General features: G+C 65.0%; 21 protein-coding genes, 1 other RNA gene and 1 riboswitch. Of the genes, 13 read left to right on the top strand and 9 right to left on the bottom strand.

Annotated elements, in window-relative coordinates:
* Positions 1 to 6: 6 nt before the first annotated feature.
* Positions 7 to 411 carry a hypothetical protein gene (locus FGK63_RS11755; protein ID WP_138842430.1) on the bottom strand — a complete coding sequence of 135 codons (405 nt, stop codon included), beginning with the start codon at positions 409 to 411 and terminating at the stop codon, positions 7 to 9.
* 89 nt (positions 412 to 500) lie between these two features.
* A riboswitch (cobalamin riboswitch) is annotated at positions 501 to 704 on the bottom strand.
* Between the two features lie 111 nt (positions 705 to 815).
* Between FGK63_RS11755 and ypfJ the strand changes: the two genes are divergently transcribed.
* Entirely contained in the window at positions 816 to 1,655 is an 840-nt protein-coding gene (gene ypfJ, locus FGK63_RS11750) for a KPN_02809 family neutral zinc metallopeptidase (protein ID WP_138842428.1), read from the top strand.
* 2 nt (positions 1,656 to 1,657) lie between these two features.
* Here the strand turns inward: ypfJ and FGK63_RS11745 are convergent, their stop codons facing one another.
* Positions 1,658 to 2,221: a TetR/AcrR family transcriptional regulator gene (locus tag FGK63_RS11745; protein WP_138842426.1), complete on the bottom strand. Its 564-nt coding sequence runs from the start codon at positions 2,219 to 2,221 to the stop codon at positions 1,658 to 1,660.
* Between the two features lie 83 nt (positions 2,222 to 2,304).
* On the opposite strand from FGK63_RS11745, the gene FGK63_RS11740 reads away from it, so the two are divergent.
* Positions 2,305 to 3,165 carry an alpha/beta hydrolase family protein gene (locus tag FGK63_RS11740; protein WP_138842424.1) on the top strand — a complete coding sequence of 287 codons (861 nt, stop codon included), beginning with the start codon at positions 2,305 to 2,307 and terminating at the stop codon, positions 3,163 to 3,165.
* 53 nt (positions 3,166 to 3,218) lie between these two features.
* Here FGK63_RS11740 and ffs read toward each other — a convergent pair.
* Positions 3,219 to 3,317, bottom strand: an RNA gene (gene ffs / locus FGK63_RS11735) — signal recognition particle sRNA small type.
* 192 nt (positions 3,318 to 3,509) lie between these two features.
* On the opposite strand from ffs, the gene nudC reads away from it, so the two are divergent.
* Together nudC and FGK63_RS11725 are read left to right on the top strand one after the other, a co-directional pair.
* Positions 3,510 to 4,493: an NAD(+) diphosphatase gene (gene nudC, locus FGK63_RS11730; protein ID WP_138842422.1), complete on the top strand. Its 984-nt coding sequence runs from the start codon at positions 3,510 to 3,512 to the stop codon at positions 4,491 to 4,493.
* 39 nt (positions 4,494 to 4,532) lie between these two features.
* On the top strand, positions 4,533 to 5,000 hold the full coding sequence (locus FGK63_RS11725) for an SRPBCC family protein (RefSeq protein ID WP_138842420.1): 468 nt from the start codon (positions 4,533 to 4,535) through the stop codon (positions 4,998 to 5,000).
* A gap of 4 nt (positions 5,001 to 5,004) precedes the next feature.
* Here FGK63_RS11725 and FGK63_RS11720 read toward each other — a convergent pair whose 3' ends face one another.
* Complete coding sequence (locus tag FGK63_RS11720) at positions 5,005 to 5,838, bottom strand: prephenate dehydratase (protein WP_138842418.1); 834 nt, start codon at positions 5,836 to 5,838, stop codon at positions 5,005 to 5,007.
* Positions 5,839 to 5,958: 120 nt separating this feature from the next.
* On the opposite strand from FGK63_RS11720, the gene FGK63_RS11715 reads away from it, so the two are divergent.
* On the top strand, positions 5,959 to 6,465 hold the full coding sequence (locus tag FGK63_RS11715; protein ID WP_138843331.1) for a c-type cytochrome: 507 nt from the start codon (positions 5,959 to 5,961) through the stop codon (positions 6,463 to 6,465).
* Between the two features lie 81 nt (positions 6,466 to 6,546).
* Here FGK63_RS11715 and FGK63_RS11710 read toward each other — a convergent pair whose 3' ends face one another.
* Positions 6,547 to 7,707, bottom strand: a complete 1,161-nt coding sequence (locus tag FGK63_RS11710; protein ID WP_138842416.1) for a calcium:cation antiporter — start codon at positions 7,705 to 7,707, stop codon at positions 6,547 to 6,549.
* A 174-nt stretch (positions 7,708 to 7,881) separates the two neighbouring features.
* Between FGK63_RS11710 and FGK63_RS11705 the strand changes: the two genes are divergently transcribed.
* From FGK63_RS11705 to FGK63_RS11690, 4 genes are read left to right on the top strand one after another with little or no spacing between them, the layout of a single operon-like run.
* Entirely contained in the window at positions 7,882 to 9,789 is a 1,908-nt protein-coding gene (locus tag FGK63_RS11705) for an extracellular solute-binding protein (protein ID WP_138842414.1), read from the top strand.
* Between the two features lie 9 nt (positions 9,790 to 9,798).
* Positions 9,799 to 10,884: a microcin C ABC transporter permease YejB gene (locus tag FGK63_RS11700; protein WP_138842412.1), complete on the top strand. Its 1,086-nt coding sequence runs from the start codon at positions 9,799 to 9,801 to the stop codon at positions 10,882 to 10,884.
* Positions 10,885 to 11,991, top strand: a complete 1,107-nt coding sequence (locus FGK63_RS11695) for an ABC transporter permease (protein ID WP_138842410.1) — start codon at positions 10,885 to 10,887, stop codon at positions 11,989 to 11,991.
* Positions 11,988 to 13,565 (top strand): ABC transporter ATP-binding protein, encoded by a 1,578-nt coding sequence (locus FGK63_RS11690; RefSeq protein WP_138842408.1) that lies wholly within the window; start codon positions 11,988 to 11,990, stop codon positions 13,563 to 13,565. The genes FGK63_RS11695 and FGK63_RS11690 overlap by 4 nt, the downstream gene beginning before the upstream one ends.
* A 42-nt stretch (positions 13,566 to 13,607) precedes the next feature.
* On the opposite strand, the gene FGK63_RS11685 is transcribed toward FGK63_RS11690, so the two are convergent.
* Positions 13,608 to 15,536 (bottom strand): elongation factor G, encoded by a 1,929-nt coding sequence (locus FGK63_RS11685; protein WP_138842406.1) that lies wholly within the window; start codon positions 15,534 to 15,536, stop codon positions 13,608 to 13,610.
* A gap of 227 nt (positions 15,537 to 15,763) precedes the next feature.
* Positions 15,764 to 17,119: an oxygen-independent coproporphyrinogen III oxidase gene (gene hemN, locus FGK63_RS11680; RefSeq protein WP_138842404.1), complete on the bottom strand. Its 1,356-nt coding sequence runs from the start codon at positions 17,117 to 17,119 to the stop codon at positions 15,764 to 15,766.
* 61 nt (positions 17,120 to 17,180) lie between these two features.
* Here hemN and fnrL point away from each other — a divergent pair, with 61 nt between their 5' ends.
* Positions 17,181 to 17,924, top strand: coding sequence for a transcriptional regulator FnrL (fnrL, locus tag FGK63_RS11675; RefSeq protein WP_138842402.1), 744 nt, complete (start codon positions 17,181 to 17,183; stop codon positions 17,922 to 17,924).
* On the opposite strand, the gene FGK63_RS11670 is transcribed toward fnrL, so the two are convergent.
* Positions 17,921 to 18,793 carry a LysR family transcriptional regulator gene (locus FGK63_RS11670; RefSeq protein ID WP_138842400.1) on the bottom strand — a complete coding sequence of 291 codons (873 nt, stop codon included), beginning with the start codon at positions 18,791 to 18,793 and terminating at the stop codon, positions 17,921 to 17,923. The genes fnrL and FGK63_RS11670 overlap by 4 nt on opposite strands.
* A gap of 99 nt (positions 18,794 to 18,892) precedes the next feature.
* Here FGK63_RS11670 and FGK63_RS11665 point away from each other — a divergent pair, with 99 nt between their 5' ends.
* The 3 genes from FGK63_RS11665 (at position 18,893) to FGK63_RS11655 (ending at position 21,840) form a co-directional block, all read left to right on the top strand.
* Complete coding sequence (locus FGK63_RS11665) at positions 18,893 to 20,215, top strand: serine hydroxymethyltransferase (protein WP_138842398.1); 1,323 nt, start codon at positions 18,893 to 18,895, stop codon at positions 20,213 to 20,215.
* A gap of 57 nt (positions 20,216 to 20,272) precedes the next feature.
* Positions 20,273 to 20,530, top strand: a complete 258-nt coding sequence (locus FGK63_RS11660) for a GlsB/YeaQ/YmgE family stress response membrane protein (RefSeq protein WP_138842396.1) — start codon at positions 20,273 to 20,275, stop codon at positions 20,528 to 20,530.
* A 140-nt stretch (positions 20,531 to 20,670) separates the two neighbouring features.
* Positions 20,671 to 21,840 (top strand): cupin domain-containing protein, encoded by a 1,170-nt coding sequence (locus FGK63_RS11655; RefSeq protein WP_218961133.1) that lies wholly within the window; start codon positions 20,671 to 20,673, stop codon positions 21,838 to 21,840.
* A gap of 43 nt (positions 21,841 to 21,883) precedes the next feature.
* Here the strand turns inward: FGK63_RS11655 and FGK63_RS11650 are convergent, their stop codons facing one another.
* Positions 21,884 to 22,723: a universal stress protein gene (locus FGK63_RS11650; protein WP_138842394.1), complete on the bottom strand. Its 840-nt coding sequence runs from the start codon at positions 22,721 to 22,723 to the stop codon at positions 21,884 to 21,886.
* Positions 22,724 to 22,819: the final 96 nt, after the last annotated feature.

Raw genomic sequence — 22,819 nt, 5'->3', positions numbered from 1 at the left:
GCGGCGTCAGAGCGCCGCGTGATGTGCCGCCGTTCTGGCCGGCTGCTCGATCGGGATTCCTTCCAGCAAGGCGCAGGGCATTCTGGTCAACCAGCCCGAGGGCAGGAAGCCGGCCTCCGGATGCAGCAGCATGTCGGCGAATTGGTTCAGCCGATCCCCGTCGGCATCTGCATCGACCCCGCAGAACACCCGGATGCGCCCATGCCCGGCCTCAAAGCGGGCTGCGCAGCCGGATGGGCAGTGTTCCAGCGTGCAAGTGCCTTCGACCTTGAAATCCTCGGCGGTCATCGGGGCAGCGGTGGTCATCGCCCCGGCCAGTTTCTCCGCCATGCGGGCAAGGGCCGGGCAGGGCTCTCCGGTCTGCTGGCACAGGGTTGCCGAGAAAAGATGGGTGTCGGTCTTCCAGATCATGATGCGCCCTCCGCGCTTGGTGCGGCGGGGGAAGGTCGGGAAGGACGGCTGGCCGCCGCCGCGCCCCGCCCGGACACCCCGCCCGAGTACGAGTTTCAGTTCCGATGGCAGGTCTCCTGACTTGCGGGTCGCTGCTTTGCCGACCTTCCCGGCCTTTCGACCAGTGGCATTCCGGCATCGCTCTCCGCCTACAGTTGCGGGGGCAGTCGCGGCCTTGGTCCCGAAGGACCGCACCGTGTTCCCTTTTCATCCAAGCCGCTGGCGCGGCAGGAACCATCACCCAATGGCTATCCGGGGGTCCTGGACCGGTCAAGCCGATTCCGGTTGCGGGCGGGCGGTTTTGGTCTGCTCTGATCTGATGGTATCATTGGCAGGGTCGGGTGGTTTCAGTCAGGAGGCCAGAGATGAGATTGCGTGGAGTCCGCGGCAGCCGAAACGTCGAAGACCGGCGGGGCAGGCGGCGCGTGGCGGCCGGGGCGGGCGGCATCGGTGTGGGCGGGCTTTTGCTGCTGCTGATCATCGGCGCGGTGTTCGGCGTCGACATGTCCCAGCTGCTGGAAGACCCCGGCGGCGGGGTCGAATCGTCCGCGCAGATCTCCGAGGCGGACCAGCAGGCGGCCGAGTTCTCGTCCCGCGTTCTGGCGACGACCGAAGACGTCTGGTCCGCCATCTTCGAAGACCAGTTGGGGCGGAGCTACACGCCCCCGACGCTGGTGCTGTTTTCCCGCGTCACCCAAAGCCCTTGCGGCGGGGCATCCGGCGCAACCGGCCCGTTCTACTGCCCGGTCGACAGAAAAGCCTACCTGGACACGGATTTCTTCGCGACCTTGTCGCGCCGGCTTGGGGCCGGCGGCGACTTCGCGGCGGCCTATGTGATCGCGCACGAGGTCGCGCATCATGTCCAGAACGAACTGGGCATACTCGGTCAGGTGAATGATCTGCGGCAGCGCGTGTCGCAGGTTCAGGCCAACGCCCTGACCGTCCGCCTGGAGTTGCAGGCGGATTGCCTGTCCGGTGTCTGGGCCCGATCGGTGCAGGGGCTGATGGAGCGCGGCGATCTGGAAGAGGCGCTGAATGCGGCCCGGATGATCGGGGACGACCGGCTGCAGCGGCAGGCAGGGCAGATCCCGCGCCCGCACACCTTCACCCACGGCACTTCGGCGCAGCGGTCGGCCTGGTTCGAGCGCGGCTACGACAGCGGCAGCCTTGCGGACTGCGACACGTTCAGCGCCGAGCGGCTTTGACGCTAAGGCGCGCCGGAAATCCGCATTCGACCCGGAAGCGATCGCAGCACGTCCGAATCTTGCCTGGCCCGCGCCAGGTGCCAGCCGCCCTGCAGCAGGATGAACAGGGTGTCGGCCGCCTCGGCGGGGTCGGTGACGCCAAGACGTCTTGCATGATGCGCAACTTCCGAGATCCAGCCTTCGTAAAGGTGATAGGCATGGCTACGGAAGCTCAGGTTGTCCGGCCCTTCGAACAGGGTCGCGGAGATCGGGCAGGTGTCCCATCGTCCGGACTTGTCGAAAAGCTTGGCGATCTTGCGGCACAGGGTCTCGACCCCTTCCGCAAAGCTGCCCGCCGGTTCGAACGAGGCGGCGATGAGCCTCAGCATCCCGTCCGAGGCCCAGGTCGCGGCGGCGAGCGCCAGATCGGATTTGCCGTTCGGAAAGTGATGGTACAGCGACCCTTTCGGCGCGTCCGCCGCCGCCAGCAACTGGGACAGGCCCACGCCGTGATAGCCCGAGCGTTGAAACAGCTCGGCGGCGGTTCGGATCAGGCGATCTTTGGTCGGAAGCGGACGTTCGGTCATTTGCGGCGAGTATTGACAGGTCTGGACCAGTTGGTCCAGTGAAAGAGAGTGGACCGATTGGTCTAGCTATGTGGGAGAGCGCGATGTTGGATGGAACCGGCGCAGCGATGGTCGAGGATTTCCGGTTCCGGGCCGGACCGGCGGAACTGTCCGCGCGCCTCTACCGCCCGCAAGGCGAACCTTCGGTGGCCGTCGTCCTAAACAGCGCGACCGGAGTGCCGCGGGACTATTACGCGCATTTCGCCCGCTGGCTGGCCGAAAACCGCGGCATGGCCTGCCTGACCTATGACTATCGGGATTTCGGCCATTCTCTGTCCGGTCGCCTGAAGGATTCGCCCGTCACGATGGCGGATTGGGCGTTGATCGACATGCCGGCGGCGCGGGCGGAAATGCGGCGCCGCTTTCCGGGCGCGCCGCTCTGGGTCATCGGCCATTCGGTCGGCGGCATGCTGGGCCCCGTGCAGCCGGGTATCGAGGAGATCGACCGGATGATCTGCGTCTGCGCCGGGCTGGTGCATCACGGCGATCATCCCTGGCCTTATCAGGCGCTCGCGCGGATGTTCTGGTTCGGACATGTGCCGCTGCTTGTCCGGGTCATGGGGTTCCTGCCGGGGCGGATGGTGGGTTTCGGCGCCGACCTGCCGCCGCAGGTCTACTGGCAATGGCGCAAATGGTGCACCTCGCGCGACAGCTATCTGCCCGAGGCCGGGATCAACCTGCCGGAGCCGGATTGGGGCAGGTCCGCCGCGCCGGTGGACATGATCGCCTTTGCCGACGACCAGGTGATCCCGCCCAAATGCGTCTGGCGACTGGCCGACGTCTATGGCGCGGACGCAAGCAGGCGCCAGATCGATCCGACCGCATACGGGCTGCGGCAGGTGGGCCACTTGGGAGCCTTTACGCGGCGGAACGCGGCTGTCTGGCCTGCGCTGATCGGAGAATAGTTCGGCGCCCGGCCAAGGGGCCGCGCCGGTCACGCCGCGATTTCGGGGATTGAAAGTGAGAGGTTGGACATCGACCCAAGCGGGACTCGTTGTGGCTGCTTCCTTCCGGACCTGACCAGGTTGGCGAGGCGCTCGCCCGCGCCAACCTCTCGACCGCCGATATAAGCAACGTCCGAGCGAATGACAACCCGTCTGAGCGTCAGCCGGACCCGCAGGACTCCGCCCTTGTCCGCGCCCGGCGGCATCGCGCGCCCGTAAAGGGTTTCGGGGCACCGCGTCACTTGGGCATTGCGCAGCGCCGCCAGCCGTGGCAGCCCTGTGACCGGGCGGGACAAGGGACAGGCATGAAACGCGCGGAACAGGTCACTTTCGGCGGATCCGGGATGGATCGTGCGGCGCATGTCCGCGGCGATGCCGCGCTGTTGGCCGAGGCCACGGCGCACCCGAACGCCGCCTGCGTGCTCTTGTGGCGCGGCAAGATCCTGGTGCAGGGCGACAGGCTCGACCGGTTGTCCTTGGTGCGGATGGATCATTCCCTGGTGCGGAACGGCCCGGGCGGCGTGATACTTGAGCCGATCTTTCTGGGCGTCGATGCCGAAAACGCGCCGCGCTTTGCCTTCGATGTTTCGTCCTGGGATGCCGAAGGGCTCGATCTGTCTGGCGTCGGCGCCTTCGTGGACCGGACCGAACAACAGCATCCCGACCTGCCCGAAGGCCATGTCTTTGCCGAACTTCGACGCGTCATGACGCGTCTCGGCGCCCGCGACGCCGAGCTTGCGGCCACGGCCAAGGCGATCATCGGCTGGCACGAAACGCACAAGTTCTGCGCCCGATGCGGCGAACGGAGCGTGATCTCCCAAGCCGGCTGGCAGCGCAGTTGTCCGGTCTGCGGCGGTCATCACTTCCCGCGCACCGATCCCGTCGTCATCATGCTGATCACCCACGGCGACCAGGTGCTGATGGGACGGTCGCCCGGCTGGCCCGACGGGATGTACTCGCTGCTGGCCGGTTTCGTCGAACCGGGCGAAACGCTCGAGGCCGCGGTGCGCCGCGAGGTGATGGAAGAGGCCGGCGTGCCGGTGGGGCGGGTCCGCTATCTGTCCAGTCAGCCCTGGCCCTTCCCGGCATCGCTGATGTTCGGTTGCGAAGGCGAGGCGTTGTCGCAGGACATCAGGATCGATCCGACCGAGATCGAGGATGCGATCTGGGTCGGAAAAAGCGAGATGATGCAGGCCTTTGCCGGCGAGCACCCGACGCTCATGCCGGCCCGCAAGGGAGCGATCGCGCATTTCCTGCTGCGCAACTGGCTTGCGGATACGCTGGACTGACACGAAACTGAGGCAACGGCGCAAACCCCCGGGGGAAGAATGCAGCTATCGGGAAAACAGGACATCGAAGTGCCGATCGACGCGGTGTTCGGCATGTTGTCGGAATACGACCGGTTCGAGCGCTTTGCGATCCGGCGCGGGGTCGAGGTGCGCCGGACCGGCCCGGTCGCGCCGGTGAGCGAAGGGTTGATCTGGGACACGGTCTTTGTCGTGCGCGGCAAGCCGCGCCCGGTTCAGGTCGTTCTGCGGCAGTTCGAGCCGCCGCACATGATGCGGTTCGAAGCGACCGGCAAGGGCGTGAACGGCGAGACGATCGTCGAGCTTCTGGCGCTGTCGCCGCGGCGGACGCGGCTGATCGTCGAGATGTCCCTTTCGGCAAGAACCTTGCCGGCGCGGCTGCTGCTGCAGTCGCTGAAGCTTGGCAAGGCGCGGTTGCGTCGCCAGTTCCACAACAAGCTCGAGAAGTTCTCCGGCACGCTCGAAGCGCGCTATGCCGGCCTGGTCTGAAGCGTCAGCCGCGCGGGCGGGCCGCCGGGTAGACGCCGAGGATCTCCACGTTGGTCGTGAAATGCTCCAGCTCGTCCATCGCCAACTGCACGTTCTCGTCCTCGGGATGGCCGACGATGTCGGCATAGAACTGGGTCGCGGTGAACGACCCGTCGAGCATGTAGCTTTCGAGCTTGGTCATGTTGACGCCATTGGTCGCGAAACCGCCCATCGCCTTGTAGAGCGCGGCCGGAATGTTTCGGACCTGGAAGACGAAACTGGTGATCATGCCGTGTTCGCCCCGGCGTGATTCGTCGAATTCGCGGGACATGACCAGAAAACGGGTGGTGTTGTCCCCCCTGTCTTCGATGTGCCGCGCCAGCACGTTCAACCCGTAGATCTCGCCCGCAAGCTCGCTGGCCAGGGCGGCGTGGCTCTTTTCTCCGCGCTCGGAAACCTCGCGCGCGGCGCGGGCGTTGTCCGGGCTGACCCGCCCGCGAATGCCGTGCTTGCGCAGGAAGCCTTCGCACTGGGGCAGAAGAACCAGGTGCGAATGCGCCTCGGAGATGTCCTCCAGCCTGGCGCCGGGCACCGCCAGAAGGTTGATGTGAACGCGCACGAACGCTTCTTCGACGATGTGCAGCCCGCTGTGCGGCAGCAACCGGTGGATGTCCGCCACCCGGCCATAGGTGGAGTTCTCGACCGGCAGCATCGCCAGGTCGGCTTCGTGCGAACGCACCGCCTCGATCACGTCCTCGAAAGTGCGGCAGGGCAGGGCCTCCATGTCCGGCCTTGCGTTGCGGCAGGCTTCGTGACTGTAGGCGCCGGGCTCTCCCTGAAAGGCGATGCGGTTTGTCATGGGGTCGTATCCGTGCAACAAGTTCTCGATTTGGGCGTTTCGTCGCGGTGTCTATACCTTGCCTCTTGCAAGGGGAAGCCTTAGACACCCGCGCAGACAGCTGAAATGGACTCGCGATCAATGTTCGACACGATGACAGTTACCAAGGCCGCTGCCGGCCTGTTTGGCGCCTTCCTGGCATTCCTTCTGGCCAAGTGGGCGGCCGACGTACTTTTCCATGTGGGCGCGCATGGCGAAGCCTCGTACATCGTCGAGGTTGAAGAATCGGACCGCGAAGCTTCGGACGAGCCCGAGGTGAGCTTTGAAGAGATGATGGCGCAGGCCGACGTCGACAAGGGCGCCAACGTCTTCAAGAAATGCGCCGCCTGCCACAAGCTGGAAGACGGCGCGAACGGCACCGGCCCGTATCTGTACGGCGTGGTTGGCCGTCCGATCGCTTCGGCGTCCGGTTTCGGCTACTCGGCCGCGATGCAGGAAAAGGGCGGCGATTGGACGCCCGAGGCGCTGGACGCCTTCCTCGAAAAGCCGAGCGCGGACGTGCCTGGCACTTCGATGAGCTTTGCCGGCCTCAAGAAGGCCTCCGACCGGGTCAACCTGATCGCCTATCTGGACAGCCTCGACAACTGAGCCTGTCCAGAGCCGAAACCTTGCGAAAGCCGCTGCGCCATGCAGCGGCTTTCCTGATTCCGGGCGCGAGGAACGCGGCGCTCAGGGATTGAAGATCAGTATGACGTAGACCAGGAACAGCACCAGGTGGACCGCGCCCTGCAGCACGCTGGTCCGGGTGCCGCCAAAGGTCATCGCGCTGGTGAACAGCGTCAGGAACAACATCACGATCGACGCATCGTCCAGCCCCAGCGGAACCGGTTCGTCGATGATCAGACCGATGGCCAGAACCGCCGGCACGGTCATGCCTATGGAAGCCAGAGCGGAGCCGAGCAGAAGGTTCACCGACCTTTGCAGCCTATTCGCTCGGGCGGCTTTTACGGCGGCCATGCTTTCGGGCGTCAGGATCAAGAGCGCGATCAGCACACCGCCGAGCGCCGCCGGAGCGCCGATGCCGACAATGCCGAAATTGACCAGTTTCGCCACGCGTTTGGACAGCAGGATGATCGGCAGCAGGGTCAGGATCAGCAGGATCGCGTGATACGGGCCCGATCGGATCGGCCGGTGGGAGCCGTGGTCGACCGAGTGCTCCGCGACGCGGCCCGGGTTGTCGTCCGGACGCGCCGGCTGCTCGAAGAACGCCCGATGCCGGATCGTCTGAATGCCAAGGAAGACCAGGTACATCAGGGTGGTGGAAATGGCAAAAAAGGCGGCCTGCAGAGGTGCATAGGTTGGATCGGGCGTCGATACCGTGAAGCGCGGCAGGACGAGTGCGAGCGTGGCCAGAGGAAACAGGACGGCCAGGAACGCCCGCGCGCCTTCAAGGTTGTAGTCCTGCGTCGAATGCCGCAAGCCGCCGAACAGCAGCGCCGCGCCGACGAGCCCGTTCAGCACGATCATGAGCACCGCGAACATCGTGTCGCGGGCCAGGGTCGGCGCGGAATCTCCCGAAAGCATCACCGCCACGATCAGCGACACTTCGATGCCGATCACCGAGACCGTCAGGATGAGAGTTCCGTACGGTTCCCCGAGAAGTTCGGCCAGGGTGTCGGCATGGCGCACGACGCCGAAAGAGGCCCAGAGAACGGCCCCGAACAGCCAGAGGAACAAAAGCGCACCGACGATCGGATCGGCAAGATCGACCAGCCAGGCGTCGCCGCCGAACTGAAATGCGGCAACGGTTGCCAGGCCGATCAGCAACGCGGACTCCTCGCGCAGGAAACCCGCCGGAGTGATCCGGGCCTCGGAAACATCGCTTTTCATGCACAGGCCTCGACTTTGAAAGTCCCGGAACAATATAGCATATTGCGCTGCCCAGATCGTTTGCAGGGACCCGTTCACGGCGCGTTCACATAATCTAAACTTGCACTTGCTGCGGCTGGACCTTTAGCTAGCGGCAGCAAGATCAATAACGATACCGACCCGGAGGAAGAGCATATGAGACCGCCCCGCGCCCGAACCCGCGCCCGCGCACTGGATCCGAGGCCATGGGCGGCGACCTTGTTCTGGGGCGCAATCTTGGTTCTGGCGCTGGCCGCAACGCAGCTTCGCGCCGAAGAGAAGATCATCAAGAGCCATGGTTTTTCGGAATTCGGCGAATTGAAATATCCCGAGGGTTTCGCGCATTTCGACTATGTGAACCCGGACGCCCCGCGCGGCGGCGAACTATCCTATGCGGCGCAGGGGACGTTCGACAGTTTCAACCCCTTCACGCGGCAGGGCCGGGCGGGGGCGCGGTCGTCGGACCATTACGAAAGCCTGCTCTACCCGTCCTATGACGAGCCGGCATCCTATTACGGCCTTCTGGCCGAAAGCCTGGAATATCCCGAAAGCCAGGATTGGGTGATCTTCAACCTGCGCCCCGAGGCGCGGTTTTCCGACGGCACGCCGTTGACCGCCGAGGACGTCGTATTCTCGCACGAGATCCTGCTGGATCAGGGCCTGAAATCCTATGCCGAGGCGGTGCGCAAACGCATTCCCAAGGCCGAGGTGCTGGATACCCACCGGGTCAAGTTCCATTTCGCGCCCGACATCCCGCGGCGGGCCCTGATCACGCAGGTGGGCGGAACCCCGGTATTCTCGAAGAAATGGTTCGAGGCGGACCCCGAGAACCGGCGCATCGACAAGCCGCGGCTGGACCCCGGCATCGGATCGGGGCCTTACGTTCTGGACAGCTACGACATCAACCGGCGGATCGTCTACAAGCGCAACCCGGACTATTGGGGCGACCATGTGAACGTCAACGCGGGCCGCAACAACTACGACACCATCCGCATCGAGTATTTCAGCGACTCGATCGCCGCGATGGAGGGGTTCAAGGCCGGAACTTTCACCCTGCGGCAGGAGAACAACTCGAAAAGCTGGGCCACGGCCTATGATTTCCCGGCGATCGCCAAGGGCCATATCGTCAAGGCCGAACTGATCGACGGCGACGTGCCGCCCGCCAGCGGCTTCGTGATGAACCTCGACCGCCCGCAGTTCCAGGACATCCGCGTGCGGCAGGCAGTGCAACTGGCCTTCAACTTCGAATGGACCAACGAAAGCCTGCAATACGGCCTGTTCCAGCAGCGCCATTCCTTCTGGGAAGGCACCCCCCTCGAAGCGACCGGCCTGCCCGAAGGGCGCGAGCTTGAGGTGCTGCAAGGCCTCGGCGAGGCGCTGGACCCGGCGGTGCTGACCGAAGAGCCGGTCAGGGCCCACGAATCCGGCGCCGGCCGCCAGAACGACAGGGGCAATCTGCGCAAGGCGATGAAGCTTCTGGACGAGGCGGGCTGGACCGTCGGCGACGACGGCATCCGCCGCAACGCCGAGGGCGAGGTCCTGCGGATCGAGTTCCTGTCCGACCAGCCGACCCTGGACCGGATCATCCAGCCCTTCGTGGACAACCTGCGCGCCATGGGGATCGACGCGATCTACAACCGCGTGGACGACGCTCAATTCACCCTGCGCCGCCGCGACCGCGATTTCGACATGATGGTGGCCGGCTACAACATGTCGCTGCAGCCTTCGACCGGTCTCTACCAGCAGTTCGGATCCGAAGCCGCGTCCTATTCGGTGTTCAACCCCGCGGGCGTGCACGGTCCGGACATCGAGCCGCTGATCGACAACATCGTGGCGGCGAAGGAAGGCGAGGAACTGCAGGCCAACGTGCGTGCGCTGGACCGGGTTCTGCGGGCCAAGCGGTTCATGGTTCCGACCTGGTATCTGGGCAAGTACTGGGTCGCCTATTGGGACATGTACGAATACCCCGAGAACCTGCCGCCCTATGCGCTGGGCGTCGAGGACCTGTGGTGGATCAACGCCGACAAGGAAGCGGCATTGAAAGCCTCGGGCGCGTTGAGGTAAGCCGCCCACATGGGAGCCTATATTCTACGACGCCTGCTGCTGGTGATCCCCACGCTCTTGGGGATCATGATCATCAATTTCACGCTGGTGCAGTTCGTACCCGGCGGTCCGGTCGAGCAGATCATCGCCCAGATGGAAGGCGGCGGTGACGTGTTCGAGGGCATCGCCGGCGGCGGTGGCGACATCGAACGCCAGACCGGCGGCGCGAACGAGCGCTACGTCGGCGCGCGTGGCCTGCCGCCCGAGTTCATCGAGGAGCTCGAGCGCGAGTTCGGTTTCGACAAGCCGCCGCTGGAACGGTTCCTGACCATGATGGGCAACTACCTGACGCTGGATTTCGGGCAGAGCTATTTCCGCTCGATCAGCGTGATCGACCTGGTGCTCGAAAAGATGCCGGTGTCGATCTCGCTCGGGCTCTGGTCCACCCTGATCGCCTATTTGGTCTCGATTCCGCTGGGCATCCGCAAGGCGGTCAAGGACGGCTCGACCTTCGACACCTGGACCAGCGGCACGATCATCGTGGCCTACGCGATCCCCGGCTTCCTGTTCGCGATCCTGCTGCTGGTGCTGTTCGCGGGCGGCTCCTACTGGCAGATCTTTCCGTTGCGCGGCCTGACTTCGGACAACTGGGATCAACTCAGCCTGGTGGGCAAGGTGCTGGACTATTTCTGGCACATCACCCTGCCGGTCGTCGCCTCGACCATTTCCGCCTTCGCGACGCTGACGCTGCTGACCAAGAACTCGTTCCTGGACGAGATCAAGAAACACTACGTGATGACGGCCCGCGCCAAGGGGCTGAGCGAAAGCAGGGTGCTGTACGGCCATGTGTTCCGCAACGCGATGCTGATCGTGATCGCCGGCTTCCCGGCGGTGTTCATCGGCGTGTTCTTTTCGGGCTCGATCATCATCGAGACGATATTTTCGCTGGACGGCCTGGGGCGGCTGGGCTTCGAGGCCGCCGTGGCGCGCGATTACCCGGTGATTTTCGGCACCCTCTTCATCTTCGGCCTGATGAGCCTGGTCGTCGGCATCCTCAGCGACCTGATGTACGTGCTGGTCGACCCGCGCATCGATTTCGAAAGCCGGGAGGGGTAAATGGCGCTGTCACCGCTCAACCAGCGCCGCTGGCGCAACTTCCGCCGCAACGGCCGCGCCTTCTGGTCGCTGATCATCTTTTCGGTGCTGTTCGGCGCCTCGCTCTTTGCCGAGTTCATCGCCAACGACAAACCGATCCTCGTCAACTACAGGGGCGAATATTTCACCCCGATCTTCAACTTCTACCCCGAAACGGCCTTCGGCGGCGATTTCCAGACCGAGGCCATCTATCGAGACCCCGAAGTGCAATGCCTGATCGCCTCGGGCGGGCTGGAAGAGTGCTTCGACGATCCCGAAGGTATCATCGACCAGATCGACACCGGCACCTTCGAGGCGGAGGGATATGAAAAGGGCTGGGCGCTCTGGCCGCTGATCCCCTATTCCTTCAACACCACCGTCGATCGTCCGGGCGCTGCGCCGCTGCCGCCCAACGCCCAGAACCTGCTGGGCACCGACGACACCAAGCGCGACGTGCTGGCGCGGGTGATCTACGGCTTCCGCCTGTCGATCCTGTTCACGCTGATCGTCACCGGCATCGCCAGCCTGATCGGCATTTTCGCAGGCGCCATCCAGGGGTTCTTTGGCGGCTGGCTTGATCTGGTGTTTCAGCGGATCATCGAGATCTGGTCGGCGACCCCGTCGCTTTACGTCATCATCATCATGTTCGCCATCCTGGGGCGAAGTTTCTGGCTCTTGGTGGCGCTGATGATCCTGTTCTCATGGACCGGCCTCGTCGGAGTGGTCCGGGCAGAGTTCCTGCGGGCGCGGAACCTCGAATACGTGCGCGCGGCCAAGGCGCTGGGCGTCGGCAACATGACCATCATGTTCCGCCACATGCTGCCCAACGCGATGGTGGCGACGCTGACCTTTCTGCCCTTCATCGTCACCGGAACCATCGGCGGGCTGGCTTCGCTGGACTTCCTCGGCTTCGGCCTGCCGTCCTCGGCCCCGTCGCTGGGCGAGTTGACCCTGCAGGCGAAGCAGAACCTGCAGGCGCCGTGGCTGGCGTTCACCGCCTTCTTCACCTTCGCAATCATGTTGTCGCTGCTGGTCTTCATCTTCGAAGGCGTCCGCGACGCGTTCGACCCGAGAAAGACTTTCTCATGAGCCTGCTCGACGTGAAAAACCTGAAGGTGTCGTTCCGCCAGGACGGGCAGGTGACGCAGGCGGTCCGGGGCGTGTCCTTTTCCGTGGACCGGGGCGAGACAGTGGCGCTAGTAGGCGAATCCGGGTCGGGCAAGTCGGTCACGGCGTTGTCCACCGTATCGCTGCTGGGCGAAAGCGCCACCGTCGAAGGCTCGGTCGTCTATGACGGGCAGGAGATGATCGGCGCGACCGAGCAGCGGCTGATGGATGTGCGCGGCAACGACATCAGCTTCATCTTCCAGGAGCCGATGACCTCGCTCAACCCGCTGCACACGATCCAGAAGCAGATGGCCGAGTCGCTGGCGCTGCACCAGGGACTGACCGGCGACGCGGCGCGGGCCCGCATTCTGGAGCTGCTGAACAAGGTTGGGCTCCGCGATCCCGAAGAACGGCTGGACAGCTACCCGCACCAGCTGTCCGGCGGGCAGCGGCAGCGGGTGATGATCGCGATGGCGCTGGCGAACAAGCCCGACATCCTGATCGCGGACGAGCCGACGACCGCGCTGGACGTGACCATTCAGGCGCAGATCCTCGAACTGCTGGTCGAGCTGCAGAAGTCCGAGAACATGGGGATGCTGTTCATCACCCACGATCTGGGCATCGTGCGCCGGATCGCAGACCGGGTCTGCGTGATGAAGGATGGCGAGATCGTCGAGACCGGCGCCACCGCCGAGATCTTCGGCAACCCGCAGCATCCCTACACCAAGAAGCTGCTGGCGGCCGAACCATCCGGCTCGCCCGATCCGGTGGCGAAAGGCGCCGAAGAGATCGCGCGGACCGATCATCTGAAGGTCTGGTTTCCGATCCAGCGCGGTTTTCTCAAGCGGACCGTCGGTCACGTCAAGGCGGTGAACGACGCCACGATCTCGGTGCGCGCGGGCGAGACGCTGGGCATCGTCGGCGAAAGCGGATCGGGCAAGACCACGCTGGCACTGGCGTTGATGCGGCTGATCTCGTCCGAAGGCGGCATCACCTTCCGCGGGCAGAACGTGCGGCGCTGGTCCACGCGCGAATTGCGGCGGCTTCGCAAGGACATGCAGATCGTGTTCCAGGATCCGTTCGGATCGCTCAGCCCGCGGATGACCTGCCAGCAGATCATCGCCGAGGGCCTGGCGATCCACAAGGTGGACCCGCACCGCGCCCCGCGGGAACTGGTGGCCGAGGTGATGACCGAGGTGGGCCTAGATCCGGCGGCGATGGACCGCTATCCGCACGAATTCTCGGGCGGTCAGCGCCAGCGGATCGCCATTGCCCGCGCCATGGTCCTGCGCCCGAAACTGCTGGTGCTGGACGAGCCGACCAGCGCGCTGGACATGACGGTGCAGGTGCAGATCGTCGAGCTATTGCGCAATCTCCAGCGCAAGTACGGGCTGGCCTACCTGTTCATCTCGCATGACCTGAAGGTGGTGCGCGCCATGTCGCATCAGGTGCTGGTCATGCGCAACGGTGACGTGATCGAGATGGGAAGCGCCCGCGACCTGTTCGAGAACGCGCAGACGGATTACACGCGCGAACTGATCGCGGCGGCGGGCTAGGGTCGTCAAGGCGTCGTCGGACGCCTTGACCCCGCGACACCCTCAGGCGTTCGCCGCCTGTTCCCGCAATACCCTGGGCGACTGCCCCCGAAGCTCTTCGTAATGGTCGAAGGTCAGCTTGACCCAGCCGGTCCCGCGGCTGGCGCTGGCGAGGGTGCGGTGCAACTCGTCCTCGGCCACCGCCGGCAGCATCGCATTGAAGATCTCCCAACCCGAGGCATTGGGGTTGCCCTCGAACCCCAGCACCTGGCCCTGCAGCGAGCTGATGGTCGGCACCAGGTCGCCCACGTAGATTGACGGCAGATGGATCTCGGCGTGCAGGATCGGCTGCAGCACCACCGGCTTCGCCTGCGGCAGGGCTTCGCGCACGGCGTTCTTGCCCGCGGTGCGGAAGGCATAGTCGGAACTGTCGACGCTGTGGTGCTTGCCGTCCTTCAGCGTGACCTTGACGTCGACCACGGGGAAACCTTCGGGCCCCTGCACCAGGGCGTCCTTGGCCCCCTGTTCGACCGAGGGGATGTAGTTCTTGGGCACCGCGCCGCCCTTGACCACCTCGTCGAACTGGAAACCGGCGCCCCGCGGCATCGGTTCGACCGAAATCTGCACGTCGGCGAACTGCCCGGCGCCGCCCGACTGCTTGCGGTGGCGGTGGTGGTGTTCGACGGGTTTCTGGATCGTCTCGCGATAGGCGGTTTCAACCGGTTCCGTCACGATCTCGATGCCGAAATCCTCGTCCAGCTTGGACTTGATCCGCCGCATGTGCTGCGGCCCCTGGCATCCGAGGATGGCGTGACCGCTGCTTTCGTCCTGGCTGAGGTGCAGCCCGGGATCGATCTCGGCCAGCCGGGCCAGGGCGTTGGACAGGCGCACGTCGTCGCGCTCGTGCGCCGGGGCCACGAGCTGCCGATGCGCCGGCGGCCGGGAGCTGGCCCATTCCGGCAAGGGCGTCGCCTTGTCGCTGTCGTAGAGGTTGCCGGGGTTGAGGTGATCCGACTTCACCGCCAGCCCGATCTGCCCGGCCTCCAGGGCCTGAATCTGCGTCTTGGCGTCAAGCCCGGTCAGGTTGCCGACCGTCTCGCCGCCCAGGGTGTCGTGGGCCTTCACCCCCTGTCCCAGGCCGCGCAGAACGACGATCTTGCCGATATGTTTCTTCACGTCCGCGAAGCCGGCGATGGCGCGGGCGTCCTCCTCGGCCTCGTCCCGGCCCGCGGCGATGTCGAATTCGGGGGCTTCATGACGCAGCGCCTTCATCAGCCGCGTCAGCCCGTTGCCGTGGCTGGCCGCGCCGAGGCAGGCGGGGATGAGCTGGTGGTTCTGCAGCACCTGCGCGGCCAGGTGGTAGATCTCGTCGCTGGGCGGCTGCTTGTCTTCGATCAGCTGTTCCAGAAGGTGATCGTCGAAGTCCGAGAGGGTTTCGAGCAGTTCGGCCCGCGCCTCCTTTTCACGGTCCTGCACCGATTGCGGCAACTCGATCAGGGCCGAGGGCTGCCCCTCCTGGTATTTCCACGCGCGCTCCGAGATCAGGTCCACCGCGCCGATCACCTGGTCGCCGTCGCGGATCGGCACCTGCCGCAGGGCTATGTGATGGGTGCAATAGGTCTGCAGGGCCGCGACGATGTCGCGGATCCGGCCGTTCGGGTTGTCCATCCGGTTGATGAAGAGGAAACAGGGAATGCCCGCCTCTTCGACCAGCCGCAGGTAGGGCGCGCACAGCACCGCCGCGTCAGGATCGGGTGGGACCACGACCACCGCAGCGTCCGAAATGGCCATTGCGGGTCCGGCATAGGCCAGCGCATCGCCGCCCCCGTCCACGTCGACCGCGCACCACGGCTCGCCCAAGTAAGAAAAACCGTGCAGATGCACGGTTCCGGATACGTCGAATTTGGTTGGGCGGTCGTCGAGGCGGCTGATGGCCTCGACCAGTGTAGACTTGCCCGATTGAGTCGGGCCGAGGACGGTGAAGACGCGCATGAGTGCAGTCCCTCTCTCTGGTTGCAGTTCCGCTGCACGAAAAGGGTATGCCGGACGCGGAGGCGCCGACGATCACTGCCTGCTGTTTGCCCTGCCTCAAGCGCCGGGCGCGGCGTCGCCCCGGCCCTTCGAGTGTGGGAAATCCCGGTGGCGGGCGTCAAGCCCCCGCGTAAGAAAGGGCGGATCTTCTTTTCTGATCCGCCCTTCTTTTTCTTGCCGCGCCCGCTCTAGATGGCCGAGCTGTGTCCAGCCTTGCTCAGGTCATAGGCGTCGAAGCTTCGGGCGATCATCCGGGTCAGCGGACGCGCCTCGGGCGGGATGAACAGCCCCTCGTCGGTGATGCGCAGCAGGCCCGCGAAAGCCCGGTTCGCGTCCTCGAACATCCCGGTCAGTTCGGCGCGGGAAACGTCATGGTCGCGCAGGATTTCCGCGGAATTAATGCGGAAGTCGCACATCAGGGCTTCGATCAGCCGTGCCCGCAGGATGTCCTGTCCCTTGAACCGGTGTCCTCGCGAGGTCGAGAAGCGCCCGTCGCGGATGGCCGCCGTGTGGGCGCCCGTCGCCGGGGCGTTCTGCGCGTAGCCCTGCGGGAAACGCGAGATCGAGCTTGCTCCGACGCCGATCAGAACGTCGGCCTGGTCGTCGGTATAGCCCTGGAAATTCCGCTTCAGCTGGCCGGCCTTGAGCGCGCGGGTCAGGCCGTCGTCCTGCGTCGCGAAGTGGTCGATGCCGATCTCGGCGTAGTTGTCCCACATGAACAGCCGCCGCGCCGTATCGAAAAGGTCCAGCCGCTGTTCCGGCGTGGGCAGGGCGTCGGACGGAATCAGCTGCTGCCGCTTGGCCATCCACGGAACATGCGCGTAGCCGTAAAGCGCCACGCGATCGGGGCTGAGCGACAGCAGTTTCTGCACGCTCTCGGTCATCCGCGCCTTGGTCTGGTGCGGCAGCCCGTAAAGGATGTCGGCGTTCAGGCTGGCGATGCCGCGGGCGCGGATCATGTCCACCGCTTCGCGGGTGGTGTCGTAGCTCTGGATGCGGCCGATGGTCTTCTGAATCTCGTCGTCGAAATCCTGGACCCCGATCGACGCCCGGTTCATACCGGCCTCGGCCAGCGCGTCCAGACGACCCTCGTCGATCTCGTTCGGATCGATCTCGACCGAGAACTCGGCGTCGGGGCCAAGCGGGACGATGTCCAGGATCCGCCCCGCGAGATCGCGCATCAGATCCGGATTCAGCAGCGTCGGCGTGCCGCCGCCCCAGTGCAGCCGCGACAGAATGACGCCATCGGGCAGCCGCGCCGCCAGCAGGTCCAGCTCGGCCTTCAGCGTATCGACATAGGCGATCACCGGGTTGTCGGTCTGGGTGCCCTGCGTCCGGCAGGCGCAGAACCAGCACAGCCTTCGGCAGAACGGCACGTGGATATAAAGGGAAATGGCGCTGCCGGGCTTGATGCCCGAGATCCAGTCGCCAAATACATCGGGTCCCACGTCGTTGTTGAAGTGGGGTGCGGTCGGGTAGCTTGTGTAGCGCGGTACTTTCGCGTCAAAAAGTCCGAGCCGAGCCAATTGAGATTTCGCTATCATAAAGAACCCGCTATATGATGGCTTGCTCAGATACCTTGACCGAGATCAAGTGGGTGAACGGATGACTCTTCAAATACCACTGGAACATTCCAATTGCAGCGACTGCCCGATACGCCATCGGGCGGTCTGCGCGCATTGCGATGGGGATGAACTCGCAGAGCTGGAAGAGATCAAGTATTACCGCACTTTCGAGGCGGGTCAGACGATCATCTGGTCGGGGGACCAGATGAATTTCGTGGGCTCGGTCGTTTCGGGAATCGCCTCGCTGACCCAGACGATGGAGGACGGGCGCACGCAGATGGTGGGCCTGTTGCTGCCCAGCGATTTCGTCGGGCGCCCCGGCCGCGAATCGGCGGCCTATGACGTGCTGGCCACGACCGACGTGGTGATGTGCTGTTTCCGCAAGAAACCGTTCGAAGAGCTGATGGCCCGCACGCCGCACATCGCCCATCGCCTGCTGCAGATGACGCTGGACGAGCTGGACGCGGCCCGCGAATGGATGCTGGTGCTCGGCCGCAAGACCGCGCGCGAAAAGATCGCCAGCCTGCTGTCGATCATCGCCCGCCGCGATGCCTCGATCAGCAAGGACCGCCGGGCCGAGCCGATCGTGTTCGACTTGCCGCTGACGCGCGAGGCGATGGCGGATTACTTGGGCCTGACGCTGGAAACCGTAAGCCGGCAGATGTCCGCGCTGAAGAAGGACGGCGTGATCCTGCTGGAAGGCAAGCGTCACGTGACCATCCCCGACATGGGTCGCCTGATGGAAGAGGCGGGCGATGACACCGACGGCGGTTTCCTGGTCTAGGCCATCTCACGCAGCCATTTCGCCACCTTCCCGACTGCTGAGTTCGGCTGCAGGGGCTTCGGGCTCCACAGCCTGAGCGCGTTCGGCAGCTCCACCCGGGTTTCGAACGGCGCGACCAGCTGCCCCCGGCGCAGGTGCCGCGCGACAAGGGCTTCGTGCCCCATCAGCACGCCTGCGCCGTTCACCGTTTCCTCCACCGCCAGCGCATAGAGCGAAAACTCCGGGCCGCGCGGCGCGAAATCGGCGCCCGGCATCGCCGCCTCGGCCCACAGCCTCCAGTCGCCGGACCAGGCGGTATCGGACAGGCAGGGAACGTGCAGCAGGTCTGCCGGCGATTTCAGGCGCTTGGCCATCGCCGGGGCGCAAACCGGAAAGATCACGTCCCGGGCCAGCGTTTCCCCCCGCTCGGCTCCGAAGAACAGGTAGAGGTCGTAGGGCGCGCGTTTCTGGTTCGGCGGCGCTTCCATCGCGGTCAGCGAGATCTCGATCTCGGGCGCGGCGGCGCGCAGTTCGGGCAATCGCGGCGACAGCCACAGCTGCGCCACCGACGGCAGCGCCACGATGTGCACGACATGCGGGGCCGCCTCGGCGCGCAGGGTCTGTGCCGCCTTGCCCATCGCGTCGAAGGCAAGGGTCAGATCCGGCAGAACCCGGCGGGCCAGGGCCGTCGGCGCCACGCCGCGGGCGTTCCGGTCGAAGAGCGGCGCGCCCAGCTCGTCTTCCAGGGCCTTCACATGGGCTGACACCGCTCCGGGACTGACGCCCAACTCGTCGGCCGCAGCGGCGAAACCGCCCAGACGCGCAGCCGCTTCGAAGGCGCGCAGCGCGTTCAGAGGAAAGGGCTTGGGGCGGGGCGGCGCGACGGGCATCAGTGGAGCCTTAGTTTTTCTGACCCTAATTTTTCAGAAATCTGGTTTGCGCGCAACAGAACCTGAGCGCATCCTGCCCGCCAGAACAAGGAGGTTTCAATGCCGCAACTCGCCCACCGTCCCTGGGTTCCGCCTCATTGCGAGAACCGCGTTCAGGAAATCGCCGCCCGCGCCGCCCAGGCGGATGCCGCTTCGGTCGCCGAGCGGATCGACACGCTGATCGCGCGCAACCAGGACATCTACGATCGCGAGTGTTTCAACCTGAACCCGGCCACCAACGTCATGAACCCGCGAGCCGAGGCCGCGCTTTCGGCGGGGCTGGGAAGCCGCCCGTCGCTGGGCTATCCCGGCGACAAGTACGAGATGGGGCTGGAGGCCATCGAGGAGATCGAGGTGATCGCGGCGGAACTGGCGGCGCGCGTGTTCGACGCGCGCTATGCCGAGATCCGCGTGGGTTCCGGCGCTCTGGCCAATCTCTACGGATTCATGGCGCTGACCCGTCCCGGCGACACCATCATCGCGCCGCCCGCCAGCATCGGCGGACACGTGACCCATCACGCGGACGGGTGCGCGGGACTTTACGGGCTCACTACGCTGAACGCGCCGGTGGACGCGGACGGCTACAGCCTCGATCTGGACGGGCTGCGCGAAATGGCGCGGGAACACCGGCCCAGGCTGATCACCGTCGGGGGCTCTCTGAACCTGTTCCCGCATCCGGTGGAGGCGGTCCGCGACATCGCGGACGAGGTCGGCGCAAAGGTTCTCTTCGACGCCGCGCATCAATGCGGGATCATCGCGAGCGGGGTCTGGGCCAATCCCCTGGACGAGGGCGCGCACCTGATGACCATGAGCACCTACAAGAGCCTCGGCGGACCTGCCGGCGGGTTGATCGTGACCAATGACGCCGGGATCGCCGAGCGGTTGGACGCCATCGCCTTTCCCGGCATGACCGCGAATTTCGACGCCGCCAAATCGGCGGCGCTGGCCATCTCGCTGCTGGACTGGGTCGAATTCGGCGCCGCCTACGGTCGGGCGATGGTCGATCTGGCGCAGGCCCTGGCCGCCGAGATCGAAACGCTGGGACTGCCGGTCTTCAAGGGAACGGGCGGCGCGACCGCGTCGCACCAGTTCGCGGTCGAGGCCGCGGCGTTCGGCGGCGGGCAGGCCGCCTCGAAAACGCTGCGCCGGGCCGGGTTCCTGGCCTGCGGCATCGGCCTGCCGATCGCCCCGGTCGACGGCGACATGAACGGGCTTCGCATCGGCACGCCCGAGCTGGTGCGCCGGGGCGTGACCCCCGCGCATGCGGCGGACCTGGCCGCTCTGATCGTTCGGGGCCTGACCGGCAACGACCCGGAACAGGTGGCGGCCAGCACGCGGGCGCTGCGGGCACAATTCCAGGACATGCATTATGTAAGGGCGTGACCTCTGCCCGGTCTCATGCTCTAGTCGTTTCAGCGCAAGACAGAGGAGACGACAGGGATGCAGTTTGGCAGCCTTCTGAGCATGCTGATCATCGGGGCCATCGCGGGATGGCTGTCCGGCAAGATCATGGTGGGGCGGGGTTTCGGCCTGATCGGCAACATCATAGTCGGGATCGTCGGCGCCTTTCTGGCCGGGTTGATGTTCCCGGTGCTGGGGTTTTCCGCGGGTGGGGGGGTCTTTGCCACGATACTCCACGCCACCATCGGTGCCGTGATCCTGCTGTTCCTGATCAGCCTGATCCGCAAGGTGAACTAGGCGCAATTCCCGCCTTCGATCCGGCGCGCTTTCGCCGCGCGCGACTTCAGCAACGGTTCATGCTCCCGGAACAGCTGTATCCGCAAGAGTGGTAATGTGTTACCTTGGTCTGATTGATTTTCTCGGAATCGGAGGGTGACATGGTTGTGTCTTCGAGGCGGAAATTCTTCAGTTCAGCGATGGCGGCAGGGCTCGGCGGCGCCGCGGCAACTCAGGTTTCGGCGTCGGAATATCCGTCCGGGCCCTTCTGGAACAACGTGCCGGACCCGGACCTGTCCCAGAAGGATCTTCCAACTTTCAAGTTCGAGCTGGAGAAATCCGCAGGCCGGGTGGACGGCGGCAGTTTCGGCAAGGAGGCAACCGTCAAGCAATTGCCCATCTCGACAGGCATCGCGGGCGTGTCGATGCGGCTGGAGCCAGGCGTGGCGCGCGAATTGCACTGGCACGCCACCGCGGCTGAATGGGCCTTCGTCATGGAGGGCCGATGCAGGACCACGGTCATAAATCCCGACGGCCAATCCGAAACGAACGATTTCGAGCCTGGCGACGTGTGGTATTTCCCGCGTGGATATGGCCATTCGATCCAGTGCCTGGGCGATCAGCCCTGCCATTTCATCCTGATCTTCGACAACGGCTATTTTTCCGAGTTCGGCACCTTCAGCGTCACCGATTGGCTGGGGCACGCCCCCAAGGAACTGCTATCCAAGAACCTGGGCCTTCCGGCGGCGGCTTTTGACAGCTTCCCGAAAAGCGAGGTGTACTTCGTTCACGGGGATCCGCCGCCCGAAAAGCCCGCGCTGCCACATCGGGGCAAACTGGATTCGCCGCCGAACACCCATCGCTACAGGCTTTTGGATCAGGCGCCGACATCGAGCTACACCGGAGGTCGTGAATGGCTTGTCAGCGCACACGAATTTCCGATCGCCACGACCATCACCGGCGTCGTTCTCGAGCTTGAGCCCGGCGCGTTGCGGGAACTGCATTGGCATCCGAATGCGGATGAATGGCAGTACGTCATGGAGGGCAGCGTCAGCATCACGATGTTCGGCGCGAATGGTCGTTTCGCCATTGAGAACCTGAACAAGGGCGACGTGGGTTACATTCCGCAGGGTTACGGCCATTCGATCGAAAACACCGGAGACGCCAAGGCCCGGATTCTGATTGCGTTCAACACGGGCGAATATCAAGCCATCGACCTGTCGGAATGGCTGGCAGGTAATCCCGACTACCTGCTCGCCGCGCATTTCGATCAAAAACCGGACGTTGTCGAGAAATTCCCCAGACAGGACGTCTTTATTTCGCCCAGTTGAACTAGGCGCCCCGCTCGGGCGCCTTTTCCAGTAGGTCAGGCCGTCAGTGCGCCATGAAGACCGGCACGGTCGCCTGCTCCAGCATGTTGCGCGTCGCGCCGCCCAGGATGGCCTCGCGGAACCGGGAATGGCCATAGGCCCCCATGACGATCAGGTTGGCGTCGGTGTCCGCAGCATGGCGGTTCAGGATGTCCGAGACACGCGGCATCGTCTTGCTCAGCACGTCGATCTCGCATTTGACGCCGTGGCGCGACAGCATCTGCGACAGCATCCCGCCGGGGTCCGAGCGGTCGGGCCCGTGGCTGGGCGGATCGATCACCACGATGCGCACCAGGTCGGCCTGTTTCAGGAAGGGCAGGGCCTGACGGATCGCGCGCATCGCCTCGACGCTTTCGTTCCAGCCGATCAGCACCGTTCCCGGCTTCGAGAACGGCTTCATCTTGTCCGGTACCATCAGCACCGGCGCGTGGCCTTCGAACATCGCGGATTCGACGATGGGCTCGGCCTCGGCGCCCCGGCCCTCGCCATAGGGGCGCGGCAGGACGACCAGATCCGAGAACCGGGCCCGGTGGGCGACGTGGCGCCCCAGATCGGCGATCTGCGCCACGCCGTTCTCGGCCGACCAGCGCACGCCGGACTTGCCCAGGAAATTTTCGGCGAAGGCCAGCACCTCGTCGGCTTCAGCCTTGGCGCGGCTCAGCGTCTCCTGAAGGATCAGCGCGTTCGCGCCGGCGTAATAATAGCCAGTCTGGCTGCGGTCCACGCCGAGGCAGAGCGCCTCGGCATGCGCATCCTGCGCCTGGGCCAGCGCGACCATTTGCGCCAGGGCCGGCTCTGCCAGCTTGGTCTCGGTCATCACGGTCAGCAGGGATTTGTAAGACATTTCAACCTCATGGTTCGGGCGCGTCGGCACATGCGACCAGTTTACCCATTCATCGGAATATGCGTGTCACAGAAAACGGGCTACCGTCTTGATGCA

Source organism: Ruegeria sediminis (assembly GCF_005938215.1).
Classification (GTDB): Bacteria; Pseudomonadota; Alphaproteobacteria; order Rhodobacterales; family Rhodobacteraceae; genus Ruegeria; species Ruegeria sediminis.
This window is presented reverse-complemented; position numbering and strand designations above follow the sequence as displayed.